The 14183-nt window shown below is 63.6% G+C and carries 12 protein-coding genes; 3 read left to right on the forward strand and 9 right to left on the reverse strand.

The features are described from left to right. Positions 1 to 77: 77 nt before the first annotated feature. The 5 genes from HU719_RS06410 to yghU all read right to left on the reverse strand — a co-directional run bounded on the left by HU719_RS06410 (position 78) and on the right by yghU (position 6959). Complete coding sequence (locus tag HU719_RS06410) at positions 78 to 2246, reverse strand: TonB-dependent siderophore receptor (RefSeq protein ID WP_186536886.1); 2169 nt, start codon at positions 2244 to 2246, stop codon at positions 78 to 80. A gap of 322 nt (positions 2247 to 2568) precedes the next feature. Next, positions 2569 to 3477, reverse strand: a complete 909-nt coding sequence (locus HU719_RS06415) for a pyridoxal-phosphate dependent enzyme (RefSeq protein ID WP_186536885.1) — start codon at positions 3475 to 3477, stop codon at positions 2569 to 2571. Between the two features lie 13 nt (positions 3478 to 3490). Then, on the reverse strand, positions 3491 to 4180 hold the full coding sequence (locus HU719_RS06420; RefSeq protein WP_186536884.1) for a helix-turn-helix transcriptional regulator: 690 nt from the start codon (positions 4178 to 4180) through the stop codon (positions 3491 to 3493). A gap of 78 nt (positions 4181 to 4258) precedes the next feature. Further along, positions 4259 to 5962 carry an amidase gene (locus HU719_RS06425; protein ID WP_186536883.1) on the reverse strand — a complete coding sequence of 568 codons (1704 nt, stop codon included), beginning with the start codon at positions 5960 to 5962 and terminating at the stop codon, positions 4259 to 4261. A gap of 157 nt (positions 5963 to 6119) precedes the next feature. After that, the gene (gene yghU / locus HU719_RS06430) at positions 6120 to 6959 is read right to left on the reverse strand and encodes a glutathione-dependent disulfide-bond oxidoreductase (RefSeq protein WP_186536882.1); all 840 of its coding nucleotides are present in this window, start codon (positions 6957 to 6959) and stop codon (positions 6120 to 6122) included. A 229-nt stretch (positions 6960 to 7188) separates the two neighbouring features. On the opposite strand from yghU, the gene HU719_RS06435 reads away from it, so the two are divergent. Next, on the forward strand, positions 7189 to 7932 hold the full coding sequence (locus tag HU719_RS06435; RefSeq protein ID WP_186536881.1) for an outer membrane beta-barrel protein: 744 nt from the start codon (positions 7189 to 7191) through the stop codon (positions 7930 to 7932). A 55-nt stretch (positions 7933 to 7987) separates the two neighbouring features. On the opposite strand, the gene HU719_RS06440 is transcribed toward HU719_RS06435, so the two are convergent. Together HU719_RS06440 and lpxO are read right to left on the reverse strand one after the other, a co-directional pair. Beyond that, positions 7988 to 8557 carry a GNAT family N-acetyltransferase gene (locus HU719_RS06440; RefSeq protein ID WP_186517836.1) on the reverse strand — a complete coding sequence of 190 codons (570 nt, stop codon included), beginning with the start codon at positions 8555 to 8557 and terminating at the stop codon, positions 7988 to 7990. Between the two features lie 71 nt (positions 8558 to 8628). Further along, a complete protein-coding gene (gene lpxO, locus HU719_RS06445; protein WP_186517835.1) occupies positions 8629 to 9528 on the reverse strand; it encodes a lipid A hydroxylase LpxO in 900 nt (299 codons plus the stop codon). 157 nt (positions 9529 to 9685) lie between these two features. Between lpxO and thpR the strand changes: the two genes are divergently transcribed. After that, positions 9686 to 10231, forward strand: coding sequence for an RNA 2',3'-cyclic phosphodiesterase (gene thpR / locus HU719_RS06450; RefSeq protein WP_186536880.1), 546 nt, complete (start codon positions 9686 to 9688; stop codon positions 10229 to 10231). Positions 10232 to 10276: 45 nt separating this feature from the next. Here thpR and HU719_RS06455 read toward each other — a convergent pair whose 3' ends face one another. Further along, complete coding sequence (locus tag HU719_RS06455; RefSeq protein WP_186536879.1) at positions 10277 to 11182, reverse strand: AraC family transcriptional regulator; 906 nt, start codon at positions 11180 to 11182, stop codon at positions 10277 to 10279. A gap of 177 nt (positions 11183 to 11359) precedes the next feature. Here HU719_RS06455 and HU719_RS06460 point away from each other — a divergent pair, with 177 nt between their 5' ends. Continuing rightward, complete coding sequence (locus tag HU719_RS06460; protein ID WP_186517821.1) at positions 11360 to 12412, forward strand: NAD(P)-dependent alcohol dehydrogenase; 1053 nt, start codon at positions 11360 to 11362, stop codon at positions 12410 to 12412. A 364-nt stretch (positions 12413 to 12776) separates the two neighbouring features. Here HU719_RS06460 and HU719_RS06465 read toward each other — a convergent pair whose 3' ends face one another. Further along, a complete protein-coding gene (locus HU719_RS06465; protein WP_186534987.1) occupies positions 12777 to 14093 on the reverse strand; it encodes a YncE family protein in 1317 nt (438 codons plus the stop codon). Positions 14094 to 14183 lie beyond the last annotated feature (90 nt).

The raw sequence follows: 14183 nt of genomic DNA on the forward strand, positions 1-14183 counted from the left end.
GCCCATCAGGGCTTGGGCCTGTATCGGCGCGTGCGCTTCGGACTTGAGGGCAGGCGCGTCCATGCGCCTGGCAGGCCTCAGAAGGTGTACTTGGCGGTCAGCATGAAGTTGCGTGGGTCGCCAAAAACGTCACCGCCGTAGACGATCGACTTGGAGATAGCCGAGTAGTACTTCCTGTCGAAGATATTGTTGGCGTTGAGCTGCAGGTCCAGGTGCTGGCTGACCTGATAGCCGGCCATCAGGTCGGTGACCGCATACGCGCCCTGTTTGAGGCGGTAGGTGCTGCCATCGTTGACCGCGAAATCGTTGTACATGCGGCTTTGCCAGGTCATTCCGCCACCCACGCGCAGCTTCTCCAGCGGGCCTTGGAAGCGGTAGGTGGTGAACAGCTTGAACTGGTGCTCCGGGGTATCGGAGTTCAGCGGTTTGTGCACCGAATCTGGGTTTGAGCTGTCCTTGATGGTGTGCACGCGGGCGTAGGTGTAGCCCGCGCCCAGTTGCCAGTTCTCGGTCAGTGCGCCTTGCAGTTCGGCATCTATACCTTGGCTTCTGACTTCACCCGAGGCGCGGTAGCAGGTTTGCTGCGGGCAGCGCGGTATCGTGACTTCCACCTGGCGGTTTTCCTGATCGATGCGGAACACCGCCAGGCTGGCGTTGAGTGCGCCGTCGAAATACTCGCCTTTGATGCCCACCTCGTAGTTCTTGCCTACGATCGGCACGATCGGCGTGCCACTGCCATCCCTGCCGCTTTGCGGAGTGAAGATGTCGGTGTAACTCATGTACACCGAGTGGTGGTCGTCCAGCTCGTAGATCAGGCCGCCGTAACGGGTGATATTGCGGGTTACCTTGTAGTCGGCACGGCCGTCGCCGTCATGTTGGTCGTAGTCGTACCAGTCCACACGGCCGCCGAGGATCAGCTTCAGCGGGTCGGCCAGGCTCAACCGGGTGGTGGCGTAGACGCCTTCCTGGTCGATGACGGAGCGGCTGTTGCCAACATGCTTGAAGTTGGGCTTGGCGCCGTTGAGTGGGTAGTTGCGAAGGTACTTGTCGTAGTCGTGCATATTAACGTCGTAGACGCGCTTGCTGCTGCCTAGTACCAGTTCATGGGTGCGGCCAAAGGCCTGGAACGGGCCGCTGGCAAAGGCGTCCAGGCCCAGTTGGGTTTCATCGTAGCCAGACTGGTAGACCGTGCGGCTTAGCGCAGGCCCCGACCAACGTGACTGATACGAGCCGCGGAACAGCGCATGTTGCTGGCTGTAGGTGGTGTTGACCTGCAGCTTCCAGTCATTGACCAACTGATGGCGCAGCTCGGCGAACAGGGTGTTGATCTCCTGGTCTTTCTTTTCCCAGTCGGTGGCCGGGTTGTACGAACGCGGCAGGTCCTGGTGATGGCCGTCCAGGCCGACCGGGATGGAACCCCAGAAGGAATTGGTCTTGTCCTTCTGATGGGAGAAGCCAAGGGTCAGGGTGGTGTCGTCGCTCAGGTCGGCTTCGGTCACGGCGTAGAACAGGCCGTGGTCCTCTTTCTGCCCGTCACGGAAGCTGTTGCTCGGGTTGTACGAGAGCACCACGCGGCCACGCAGGGTGCCCTCGTCGTTGAGTGGGCTGGAGGCATCCAGCTCGCCACGGTAGTTGTCCCAGCTGCCGGCGGCGCCGGTGAGGGTGACTTTCTGTTCTGCCAACGGGCGCTTGCGCACCAGGTTGATGGCCGCCGAAGGGGTGCCGGCGCCGGTAACAAGGCCCGTCGAGCCACGCACGACTTCGACGCGGTCGAACATTGCAAGGTTGGGCTGCGCGCCGACTTCCCAGCCGGAGTACGAGCTGGGAATGCCGTCGTACATGATGTTGTCGACGTCAAAGCCACGGGCGGTGTAGGTCTGCCGGCCGGGGCCGCTGGACTGGTTGAGGAACAATCCCGGCGTGTACTTGGCCACGTCGTTGATGCTCCTCATGTTCTGGTCATCCATGCGCTGGCGCGTGATGACGGTGACCGCCTGCGGAGTCTCGCGCATGCTCAGTGGCAGCTTGGTGGCGGTGGACATATTGCCGGTGGTGTACGACTGCGACCCTTCGGTGGTGCTGCCCAGGCTGCTGTCGTTGATCGCGGTGGCGCCGAGTTCGAGCACGCCTGGTGCGTTGCCGTTGGCGGGTTCGTCGGCCATTACCGAGGTGATGGTTGCCATGCAGATTGCCATGGCCAGCAGGCTGCGTGCGGGCGTGCAACGGCGGGAAGTGGGGCGGGACATGCCGGACGTATCCTTATTGCTAGTGCGTATGAGAACGATTGGCAATAAGTTTGTCAGGAAAGGACCGGCTGGAACAGTCCAGTCGACTGGAAAATTTACAAAATTTTCACAATCGGTATTCGAATGGGGGGGATGGCGCTTGGAGCGCCTTGAGGTCACTGGCTTGAGGGGCGCGAAAAGGGTTTCGCCGATCATCTTCTAGCCCCTGTGAACAGTCAGAAGCTGGCTTCCTGCCTCCTCCTCCCTTCAAGTTTTACCCTACAAGTTGGCGCCAGCCTGCGATGAGGTCTTCACAGGCTTGTGCATGAGCAAAGCCTCATGATTACCCCAACCAGCTACGGATCTGCCCAAGTGTCGCCGTAGCCCCCCCGCAAACAATCACCAGCACCCGCCGATACCCGGCCAGCACCTCAGGCCGCTCCAGCAAGGCCAAGGCCGCGCCGCATGCAGGCTCCACCAGCAAGCGGTGGTCATGCAGCAGCCGCTCACAGGCCAGCAGCGCCTCACGGTCACTGACCAGGTGGCTGTGAACCGGGTGTTCGCGGGTGCACGCCAGCGCCTGTTCGGCGACCCGCTTGGCGCCCAGCGAGGTAGCCACAGAGCTTAGACACGGCAGTTGCACCGTGTGCCCGGCAGCCATCGCGGCATGCAGCGAGGCGGCGCCTTCAGTCTCCACCGCAAGCACCGGCACATCGTGCCAGCCATTACGCTGCAAACCCTGCACCACGCCGCTGAGCAACCCGCCGCCGCCCACCGACAGCACCACTGCGTCGGGCTTGAGGCCAGCGGCTGCCACTTCATCGACCATGCTGGCATGCCCGGCCCACAGCAGTGGGTCGTCGAATGGATGAATGAACGCATCGCCCGGGCCCAGCAGCGTTTGCGCGTGAGCGTTGGCCTCTTGCCATGAGCTGCCGTGCACCACCAGCTTGGCTTCTTCCAGGCGCAGCAGTTCGCGTGCCCGTTCGCTGGTGGTTTCCGGCACCACCACCGTGACAGCCATGCCCAGTTGGCGCCCGGCGTAGGCCACCGCCAGCCCGGCATTTCCACCCGAAGACGACACCAGGTGACGCGCACCACGGGCGTGGTGCACTTCGCAGGCGTGGCCGACCCCGCGCAACTTGAACGAGCCGCACGGTTGCAGAGCTTCGAGCTTCAGCCAGACGGCGCTACCGGCAGTCAACGACAGCGGGCGGGATTCGATCAATGGCGTTTGGATGTGCAAGGGCATGAAGCTTCAATCCTTATGTACGATCTGCCGGCGCACATTCGCCGCGCAGCTGTTCCAGGTAGTTGTAGATGGTGTAGCGCGTCACGCCGAGCGCCTCGGCGGCTTTCTCGACGCCGCCTTTGACGATGAACAGGCCGCGGTCCTGCATCACCCGCACGGCCTCGACCTTGGCCTGCTTGTTCATGCGCCCCTGGCCGCTGCTGTGCAGCGAGGCCTGGATGATCTCGGCCATCAGCTCAGCCATATCAGCCGGCTCGTTGGCCGCTGCCGCAGGTGCAGCGCCGAGTGGTTCGAAGTGCTGCAGGAACGCCTTGGCAGCCTCGAGCCCGGTGATGTCGGTGTTGATGCACAGGCTGGCGAACGGGTGGCCGCTGCTATCGCGGAAAATCGCCGTGGCGCTACGCAGGCTGCGGCCTTTGACGGTGGTGGGGTAGTCGGGCAACACCACCGGGCCGTCACCGGGCTCGCCGTGGCCCGCCTGCATCAAGGCCTTGAAGCCTTGGTCCTGCTCCGGGGCCGCGAGGATCGGGCTGCCGACCTGGCGGCCGGAAAGATGGCCATTGGCAATTGCCACCACCGAATGTTCGGGGTTGTCCAGGTCGTGTAGAAGAATTTCGACGTTGCGCGGCGCAACACTGCCCAAGGCCTGAAGGCTGGCCTTGAGCACAGTGAAGGTGAGGTGGCGTTGTTCGGCGGGGGACATGCGGGCTAGCCCAGTTCAACATTTTGGTGATTATTCCACCATTTGTTGATTATTCCAACTGGGCCAGCCGACGCCGGTTTATGCCAGCTTGGGCGTGCGCGGTGGGATCATGCGCCGCGAGCCGGTGGCCTCGAAGCCAGCGGCAAATTTCAACAGATTGTTGTCGCTATAGGCGCGGCCAGCGAAGGTCAGGCCAACCGGCATGCCAATATCGGCCATGACGCCCATTGGCACGGTGACGGTCGGTACGCCCAGGTGGCGGATCGCCAGGTTACCGTTGGCCACCCACACCCCGTTGCTCCAGGCGATATCGGCCGAGGCGGGGTTCACATCGGCGTCGGCGGGGCCGACGTCGGCCACGGTTGGGAATAGCACCGCATCCAAGCCGTGGGCGTCCATCCAGGCTTCGAGGTCGAGCTGGCGCGTAGCCTCAAGGCCCCGCAGGCCGTCGGCCAGGGTTTCAATCTGGTCCCAGCGCTTCAGGCCGCGCTTGGCCATGTTGACGTACTCGTCCATGCCGGCGGCCAGGTCGTCTTCACGGTTGGGCAAAGTGCCTGGGTCGTGGGGGAAGATCTGCGGGCCGTCGACGTCCGCCAGGCGGTTCAGGGCCGGGTCGTTGTTGGCGCGCAGAAAGTCATCGAAGGCCCAGCCGGACAATTCCCACAGTTCGTCATGCAGGAAGGCTTTGCTGACCATGCCACGGTTGTACACGGTAGGGGCGCCCGGGCGGTCGCCCTCGCAGTTGGACACCAGCGGGAAGTCGGTTTCAACCACCTCGGCGCCTGCTGCTTCCAGCGCCTGGCGCGCCTGCTGCCACAGCTCGATAACGCTGGCGCGGGTGTGTATGCGCTGGCCGGTCGGGCCGCCGATGCCGGGTTTTTCGGCGGTGCCAGCTTCTGGGTCGGCGTTGATGTACATGCGCGGTACCGCAAAGCGCTTGCCCTTGAGCGGCTCGGTGCCCGCCGCAAGCTCCGGGTAGGAAGCAGGGCGCACACTGGATGCCGACGGGATCGGCACCCATGGCTGCAAGCGCCACAAATCGCCGCGGTTGTCGGCGTCGTCGGCCACCACCACGTCGAGGATTTCCAACAGGTCGGCCATGGTGCGGGCGAACGGCACCACCACATCCATGGTCGGCGTCAGTGGCCAGTTGCCGCGCACCGAGATTACGCCACGCGACGGAGTATAGGCGCACAGGCCGTTGTTCGAGGCAGGGCCGCGGCCGCTGGACCAGGTTTCTTCAGCCAGGCCAAAGGCACTGAAGCTTGCGGCGGTCGCGGTGCCGGCGCCATTAGAGGAGCCGGAGGCGAACGGTGCGGTCAGGTAGGCGGCGTTGTACGGGCTTTCGGCGCGGCCATAGACGCCGCGTTGCATGCCGCCGTTGGCCATCGGCGGCATGTTGGTCTTGCCCAGGCAAATGGCGCCGCCAGCGCGCAGGCGCTCGACCGTGAATGCGTCGCGCTGGGCCACCAGGTTTTTGAATGCCGGGCTGCCGGATGCCGCAGTCAGGCCCTTGACCAGGTAGCTGTCCTTGGCGGTGTAGGGGATGCCGTCCAGCGGCCCGAGGGTCTTGCCCTGAGCGCGACGGGCGTCGGAGGCCTGGGCCTCTTCGAGCGCCTGTGGGTTGCGCACCACCACCGCGTTGAGTGCGGTCGGTGTGTTTATGCCGTCGTAGGCGTCGATGCGCGCCTGGTAGGCCTTGACCAGTTCAACGGCTGTCGTGCGCCCGCTCTGCAGCGCCTCGCGCAGTTCGGCGATGGAAACCTCGGTTACCTCGATCATGCTGTCACCACAGTTGTGCAGGTGGAAAATCATGGCGGCGAGTGTAGCAAGAAGGCCCTGTCGAACGCAGGCATGCAGGGGGGAAATGCTTCGTTGCAGCGCGGCATTGCTGGGCTGCGGCGCGCTGCGTTAGCCGCGCCGCTGGCCGCTTGCCGGGTTAGCCCAGGTCGGCCGCCGAGTGGCGTTCCGGCACCTGGCTTTGCTCATCGCCCCAGGTGCGGTTGACCCGCGTACCGCGTTGCACTGCCGGGCGTTGCGCGATGGTATTGGCCCAGCGCTGCACGTTGGGGTACTCGTGTACCGCAAGGAACTCAGCCGCGCCATACAGGTTGCCAAGCACCAGCTGACCGTACCATGACCACACGGCGATATCGGCAATGCTGTAGTGCTCGCCGCCCAGGTACGGGCTTTCTACAAGGCGCCGTTCGAGGACATGGAGCTGACGCTTGGCTTCCATGCTGAAGCGGTTGATGGCGTATTCGATCTTCTCGGGCGCGTACACATAGAAGTGGCCAAAACCACCCCCCAGGTAGGGCGCCGCGCCCATCTGCCAGAACAGCCAGTTGAGGGTTTCGGTGCGTGCGGCAAGGTCGGTGGGCAGCAGCTCGCCGAACTTTTCGGCCAGGTACAGCAGGATCGAGCCCGACTCGAACACCCGGACCGCTGGCTGCACGCTGCTGTCGAGCAGGGCAGGGATCTTCGAGTTCGGGTTGACCCCGACAAAGCCGCTGCCGAACTGATCGCCATCACCGATGCGGATCAGCCAGGCGTCGTATTCTGCGCCGCTATGGCCAAGGGCGAGCAGCTCTTCAAGCAAGATGGTGACTTTGACCCCGTTGGGTGTTGCCAACGAGTACAGCTGCAGCGGCTGCTTGCCGACCGGCAACGGTTTTTCATGGGTGGGGCCGGCAACGGGGCGGTTGATGCTGGCGAACTGGCCACCGGCGGTCGCTTCGTTACGCCAGACCTTGGGCGGGACGTAGGGGGAATTACTCATGGGGCGGGCTCCTGAAAGACAAGGTGCAGGCGGGGTGGGCAGCTATCTATGCCACGGGTTCGCAGCGATGGGCAATGTGTAAAGAGGCCCGACGCCAGTACGCCAGACACAAATATGTGACACAGCAATGATTTATCGGCTTTTGCTGAATTTTTTCCGAACTTTTTCAAGTTGTGTGGTCTCGAAGCGCTCGTTCGTCAAACCTTTACCGTCATGGAGACCGTCGCCAATGCTTACCCGCAACCCGCTGCGTCACGCCTGCCTGCTCGCGCTGCTCGGCGCCCCACTGGCCGCCAGCGCCGCCCCAACCGACCCGCTGTTCACCTTCGGCCTGCTCGGCTCGTATGACACGTTCAAGTTCGAAGGCGGTAGCGAGTCCGACAAATCCCACATGGGCCAGGGCGGGGTGTTCGCCAACTTCGGCAACAAGATGACTGCCGAATCGGGGTTGATCTACCAATTGGGCGGCGAAGCCAAGTTCGGCAAGAAAAACGACAACAAGCTCAAAGAAGCCCAGGTTGACGTGGACCTCGGCTGGCGTGCTGCGCTGGATACGCGCAACGCTGTCGATGTGGTGGTGGGCGGTGGCTATAGCTGGACGCGCTTCGAGCCCGAGATCAACGACCTGGATACACGCCTGACCTACAAATCGCCGTTTGCCAAGGCCGCGCTGGGCTACAACCACCAGTTCGACACCTCGACCCTGCGTGTCGAAGTGGGCGCGCGCCGCAGCATCGACGGTCGGGCACGTTTGAAAGTGGATGACTTCGGCAGCGACAGCGTCGATACCAAGGACCGCACCAACCCGTACGCTGAAGTCAGCCTGCTGATGAACCGCCAGGGCGGCATGCCGGTGCAGGCGGGCGTGTATTACACCCGCACCGAATACAAGGCTGACGGTGATTCGCCGGTGCTGGACAACACCACCCTCAAGCGCGACGAGTTCGGCGTCAAAGTCGGCCTGGCGTTCTAAGGCCATTGCACACGGGCCTGCTGTTCACTGCAGAGGCCCGCGTGTTATCGCAGCCCTAGCGCCCGCGGCGGCGCGACACCCGCGCTTCAATGTTCTTGCGCCCGATCAGCAGCGCAGGCTTTTCCACCACCGGCTCGTCGGCCAGCCACTTGTACATCACCAGGCAGTCCACCAGCCCTAGCTGGGCATGCCGGTAGGCTTTGGGCAGGCGCCCGACCGTTTCGAAGCCAAGCTTGTGCCACAGCGCCACGGCCACCTCATTGCTGGCCACCACCGAGTTGAACTGCAACGCCAGAAACCCTTCCTGGCGCGCCAGCTTCTGCGAGTGTTCGCACATGATGCGGGCCACACCGCGCCCACGCGCGTTCTCGCACACCATGTAGCCGCAGTTGCCGACATGGCTGCCGGGGCCGGCAGCGTTGGCCTTCAGGTAGTACGAACCCAGCAATTCGCCGTCATCTTCCGCCACCCAGGTATGCAGAGGCGCATCCAGCCACAGCTGGCGGGCTTGCTCCTGGTTCAGGGTGGGGTCGAAGGCGTAGGTCTGGCGGGCTTGGACGATGGCCTCAAAGGTGGGCCAGAAACGCGGAAAGTCGTCCGCGGTCATTGGGCGTATGTGGATCATGGGGCTACCTGTGCGGGCGGGGCCGTGCAGTCTGGGCCGCACTGCGGCCCATCGCAAGCTTGTGGGCAGGCTCAGATGTAAATGAACACCAGCACCAGGGCTGCGACCACTGCCCATTTCTCCAGGTAGTAACGGGTGCGGTTGCGCTTCTTCAACGCTTTGCCACGCTCGCGGATCTTGTAGATGCGCGTGAACAGGCGGTTGATGCCGCCGGTCTTGTCATTGGCGTCGTTGGGTGCGGCGGCAGCGGCCATGACGTTGCGGCTGAACCAGCGGTTGAACGCCGTGGCCCAGCGGTACTTGAGCGGGCGTTCGATGTCGCAGAACAGGATGATGCGGTTGTGCTCGGTGGTGTTGGCGGCGTAGTGGATGTAGGTTTCATCGAACATCACCGCTTCGCCATCGCGCCAGGCGTATTTTTCGCCATCGACATTGATGTAACAGCCGTCGTCATTCGGCGTGTCCAGGCCCAGGTGGTACCGATAGGAGCCTGCGTAAGGGTCGCGATGGCGGACCAGTTTGGCGCCGGGCGGCAGGGTGGCGAACATCGCCGCCTTGACCGTGCCGATGCCCTGCAGCAGCTCTGTGGTGCGTGGGCACAGGGTGGTGGCCGAAGGGTGGCTCTCGCCGTACCATTTCAGGTAAAAGCGCTTCCAGCCAGTCTTGAAGAACGAGTTGAAGCCAACGTCGTCATAGTTCTCGGACTTCTTGATTTCGCCTGCCTGCAGCAGTTGCTGGGCTTCTGCACGGATTTCCTGCCAGTTGTCCTTGAGCGGCTGCAGCTCGGGGAACGCCTCGACCGGCAGGTAAGGCTTGGCCGGCAGCTTGGAAAACAGGTAGAGGAAGCTGTTGATCGGGGCGAGGAAGCTTGAATGGTCACCGAGCTGGCGGGTCAGCTTGTGCCGCACCCGGCCGCGCAAGTGAACATAGGCGATGGAGAGGGCGAAGATCAGTACGAGTGCAATTTTCATGGACGTTTACTTGTCAAAAAATGGCCATGCGCCATGGCTCTAGCCCGCCAGCATAAACTTCGAGTTGGGTCTTGTTAAGATAAATCCGGGCGACTTAGGGCTAATGGCCTACAGATAGCGCAATCGTTTCAACCCCCACGCCCTAAAGGAGCAACCGATGGCTCAGGAGCAACGTCCCAGCGGCGCCCCCTTCAAACGGCTGTTTTTTGCACTGCCCATCAGTGATGCCCAGCGCCGCGACCTGGCCCATTGGCGCCGCGGTCTGGCCTTGCGCAGTGGCAAGCCCGTGCCGGCTGACAATTTCCATGTGACCTTGCTGTTTCTGGGCGATATCGACGCGGCGCAGGTGCCGGCGATTTGTGCGGCGGTAGAGCTGCTGGAGCGCCGCCCGCCGCCCGTGCGCCTGGTGCTCGACCGCCTGCAGGCATGGCCACGCGCTGGCGCGTTGGTGTTGGCGCCACAGCAGAACCCGCCGGCCTTGCTGCAACTGGTGTATGCGCTACAGCAGGCACTGCTGCCGCTGGGGTTTGCGGTTGCCAGTCGCGAGTACCGGCCGCACCTGACCTTGTCGCGCGACTATCGCGGCGAGCCGCCCGAGGCCGCAGAAGCGCCGGTGTTCTTTCTCAATGCGCGGCGCTTTGCCTTGTATGAGTCGCGCAAGGGGAGTTATTTGCCGTTGGCCGAGTGGGCGTTGGATGGCTGAGTGGCGTTGAAACCGCGCCGCAACTCGCACTTTGGAGAAGCTGAGTTAGACCGGCAAACTCTGATACGGCTGCTCTTCCCCCGGGCTACGTTGAAACTCGCGCTTGTACTCGCGGCTGAACTGCGAGGTGCTCTGGTAACCCACGCGGTGCGCCACCTGCGCCACGCCCAGCCCTTCACCGATCAGCATCTGCTGCGCCTTGAGCAAGCGCAGGCGCTTGAGGTACTGCATGGGGGCCAGGTCGGTGGCGCGTTTGAAATGTTCGTGGAAGGTCGACACGCTCATGTTGGCGCGCCCAGCCAGTTCGTCCACACCCAGCGGTTCGGCGTAGTGAGCGCGTAGGTAGGCCATGGCGGCGCCGATGCGGGCAAAGTGCCCCTGCTGTTCTACCAGCGCGCGCAACACCCCGGCCTGCGGGCCGCGCAGGGCGGTATAGAGCACCTCGCGGACCCGCGCAGCGCCCAGCACCTTGGCATCGAGCGGGTCTTGCAAGCAGTGCAACAGGCGCTCGACGCTGGCGCGCATGGCGCCATCCAGCGCTGCCGAGCTCATCGACTGCGGCGTTTGCACCTGCACCGCTGGGTCTGGCGCCAGGTTCATGCTTTGCACCAGTTCGCCCAGCATGGCGCGGTCGATGGCCACGGCGACGCCCAGCAGCGGCGCCTCGCGGGTGGCAAAGGTTTCGCACATGAACGGCACTGACAACGCCTGCACCAGATAATGCCCGGCGCCGTACTCGAGGGTGCGCGGCCCCAGGCGCGCCAACTTGCTGCCCTGGGCGAGGATGATCAGGCTGGGTTCGTAGATCTGCGGGCTGCTGGCCACGTAATGGTCCCAAGTCAGTACCTGGACTTCGGGCAGCGCCGTGGGCACGAAGCCGGGGCGGGTGGCGAGGCTGCGGATCAGGGTGCAGAGTGTGGCGTTGGCATCCACGTGGCGAGTCAGGTGCATGGTCTACCTGGGGCAGAGAATCGGACAGTGCGATCTTCGCAGAATAGCCGGTCAGCGCCAGCAGCTTTTAGCTGGTTCGGAGAATCAGGCATGCATACCGGAGAATCGGCGGTGGGCGAGGGCGGCTTGATTGCGCAAAATGGTTTGCCTGAACCGTTTCACTTTAGGAGGCCCTGCATGTACACAGCCATCGGTTATGCCGCGCAAACCCCAACCAGCCCTCTGGCTCCCATGACCTTCGAACGCCGCAGCCCGCGCGCCGACGATGTGGCCATCGAAATTCTCTACTGTGGCGTATGTCACTCTGACATCCACCAGGCCCGCAACGAGTGGGGCATCGCGGTGTACCCGCTGATGCCGGGCCACGAGATCGTTGGCCGGGTTACCGCTGTGGGCGCCGAAGTCAGCCGCTACAAGGTTGGCGACCTGGTTGGCGTCGGCTGCATGGTCGACTCGTGCCGCCAGTGCGCAGCCTGCCGCCAGGATGAGGAGCAGTACTGCCTTGAAGGCCCGACCATGACCTATGCCACCCCCGACCGGGTCGATGGCAGCAACACCATGGGCGGCTACTCCAACAGCATCGTGGTCAGCGAGCACTTCGTGCTACGCATCCCGCAGGGCCTGGACCTGGCCAGCGCCGCGCCTATTCTATGCGCCGGCATTACCACCTATTCGCCGCTCAAGGCCCATGGTGTAGGCCCTGGCCACAAGGTCGGTGTGCTTGGCATGGGTGGCCTGGGCCACATGGGCATCAAGTTCGCCAAGGCGCTGGGCGCCGAGGTGACGCTGTTCACCCGTTCGGCAAGCAAGGCCGAAGAGGCGCGCCGCCAAGGTGCGGACCATGTGATCGTGTCCAGCGACGAAGCGCAGATGCGCGCTGCGGCCGGGCGTTTTGATTTCCTGCTCGATACCATCCCGGTGCAACACGATCTGAACCCATACCTGCAAACCCTGGCGTTTGGTGGCGTGCACATTCTGGTGGGCCTGATCGAGCCGATCGAGCCGCCGGTGCATGCCGCTAACCTGGTGATGCAGCGCCGGGTGCTGGCCGGGTCGTTGATCGGTGGTGTGGCCGAGACCCAGGAAGTGCTGGAATTCTGCGCCGAGCACGGCATTACCTGCGATATCGAGATGCTGGATATCCGCCAGATCAACGAAGCCTACGAACGCATGATTGCCGGTGATGTGAAGTACCGCTTCGTCATCGACATGGCAACCCTGCAGGCCTGATCGCGAGGCCGAGTGCGCCTGTGATGGCCCTATCGCAGGCTGGCGCCACAAAGAGGTGTGTCTGGCGAGAACAGGCTTGTACATAACCACAGAATTTCCCACAGAGACCGCGTCAGCTGCGATATTGGCGTCTTGCCCAGATCCCTGTGGGAGATCACCCAGCCCTTCCGGGCTGCGCTGTCGCGCAGAGAACTGGGCACCGTGGGAGCGGGCTTGCCCCGCGATGCGATGCTGGCAGTGCTATCGCTATCGCGGGGCAAGCCCGCTCCCACGTTTCGATGTAAATCAGTCAGTTAGCGTTTGTCCTATGAGAGCTGGCGACAGCCTGCGATAGGGCCATCACAGGCTGCCCCACCCTCACGGCTTACCAAGCCAGTGGCTGTTCGAACCCTTTCCAGCACAGCCAGCGCCGCACCTCGGTGTGGTTGCCGGTGCCGATCTGCCACGCAGGCCGGCCGCGATCCAGCGCGATGACCGAGATGAACCCGGCGTAACTGGCGGCCACCAGGGTGCGGCCATCAGCGCTGATGTCCATGGCACTGATGGTCGACCCCAGGTAATGCTGCCAGTGCTCGGTGCCGTCCTCGCCGAAGGCGCGCAGGTAACCGTGGGCATCGCCAACGATGTATTCGTCCTGGCGCGCCACCCCCGCATACAGCCGCGCCCCGTCCTGCAACAGCGGTGCTCGGGCATCTTCACTGTAGTAGTCGGTATCCAGCCCTGGCAGGTCAGCCACCCGCACGCCGACGCTGGCGCCATGGTAGAAATGGCAGGCATTCAACAGCACCTGGTCGCCGGCCTGGTTGAACAGCGCGAAGTGCGGGTACTCGCTGGCCGGGCCAATCACCGCCAGACGCTGCAACTGTTCACCCAGCACCAGATGCCGCCCGCACTGTTCGCCCAGTGCAATCAGGCGCCCGTCCGGCGACATCGCCACATGCTCCATGCTCAGGCCAAGGCCGACGTCATCCGGGTCGGTGCCGTTGTTGAGCTCTTCGAGAATATCGTCACCCCTGGGCAGCAGCCGGGTCGCGCCGTGGGCTTCAAGTACGAAGATGCCATCGCTGCTGGCCAGCAACACCCGCTGCCCATCGGGGAAGGGAATCAGCGCGCTGGGGCGTGGCGGCATGTCCAGCGGCTCGAACGGGTAGCCGGCCGGCAAACCTTCGAGCCCATTTGGCCAAGGCAGTCGCGTTACCAGCTTGCCGCCCCAGCCGTCGGTGACACGAATGCCCTCATCGTTGGCCAGCGCATAGAACCGACGCTGTGGGCAGCGGCCGAAGTGCTCGACGCCGATCAGGGGGGTGACCACATCGCCATCGATGCGCAGCACCTGGCCTCTTTCGTAGGGCATGCCGACCCGCGCCAGCAGGCTGCCGTCATCGAGCATCAGCACCTGGCTGATGCCTTGGCCGTGTTCGTCCAGCAGGGGCACCAGCGGTTGGTGCGCCGGTGGCCAGGCTTCGCGGAACTGTTGGCGCTGCGCCGCGCTGGTGCCAGGCTGGTTGATCGCCTCGAGCGCCTCGCGCCAGGCTGGGAGCAAGTGCTCGGTATTGGCGTGGCTGGGCTCTTTGAGATTATCCCAGCCTTGGCTGCGGCCTTGCTCGACATAGTGGTTGATGGCTTCGGCGTAGGCCAGTACGGCTTCGCGCCACTGCTGCTGCGGGTGTTGCTTGTCCATGGGCGGATCGCGCTCCTTGTTCCGCGTTGTTACCAGGGGGTGTTGCCATGCAAACGTGCATGTTACTCCGTCTGCGCGCGCGGTTGTGAG

Origin of the sequence: Pseudomonas farsensis, from assembly GCF_014268805.2 — a bacterium.
Taxonomy (GTDB): Bacteria; Pseudomonadota; Gammaproteobacteria; order Pseudomonadales; family Pseudomonadaceae; genus Aquipseudomonas; species Aquipseudomonas farsensis.

Excerpts from the sequence above, each read along its gene's own strand:
- HU719_RS06410 (WP_186536886.1), bottom strand. The coding sequence starts at position 2,246 with ATGTCCCGCCCCACTTCCCGCCGTTGCACGCCCGCACGCAGCCTGCTG.
- HU719_RS06415 (WP_186536885.1), bottom strand. The coding sequence starts at position 3,477 with ATGCCCTTGCACATCCAAACGCCATTGATCGAATCCCGCCCGCTGTCG.
- HU719_RS06420 (WP_186536884.1), bottom strand. The coding sequence starts at position 4,180 with ATGTCCCCCGCCGAACAACGCCACCTCACCTTCACTGTGCTCAAGGCC.
- HU719_RS06425 (WP_186536883.1), bottom strand. The coding sequence starts at position 5,962 with ATGATCGAGGTAACCGAGGTTTCCATCGCCGAACTGCGCGAGGCGCTG.
- yghU (WP_186536882.1), bottom strand. The coding sequence starts at position 6,959 with ATGAGTAATTCCCCCTACGTCCCGCCCAAGGTCTGGCGTAACGAAGCG.
- HU719_RS06435 (WP_186536881.1), top strand. The coding sequence starts at position 7,189 with ATGCTTACCCGCAACCCGCTGCGTCACGCCTGCCTGCTCGCGCTGCTC.
- HU719_RS06440 (WP_186517836.1), bottom strand. The coding sequence starts at position 8,557 with ATGATCCACATACGCCCAATGACCGCGGACGACTTTCCGCGTTTCTGG.
- lpxO (WP_186517835.1), bottom strand. The coding sequence starts at position 9,528 with ATGAAAATTGCACTCGTACTGATCTTCGCCCTCTCCATCGCCTATGTT.
- thpR (WP_186536880.1), top strand. The coding sequence starts at position 9,686 with ATGGCTCAGGAGCAACGTCCCAGCGGCGCCCCCTTCAAACGGCTGTTT.
- HU719_RS06455 (WP_186536879.1), bottom strand. The coding sequence starts at position 11,182 with ATGCACCTGACTCGCCACGTGGATGCCAACGCCACACTCTGCACCCTG.
- HU719_RS06460 (WP_186517821.1), top strand. The coding sequence starts at position 11,360 with ATGTACACAGCCATCGGTTATGCCGCGCAAACCCCAACCAGCCCTCTG.
- HU719_RS06465 (WP_186534987.1), bottom strand. The coding sequence starts at position 14,093 with ATGGACAAGCAACACCCGCAGCAGCAGTGGCGCGAAGCCGTACTGGCC.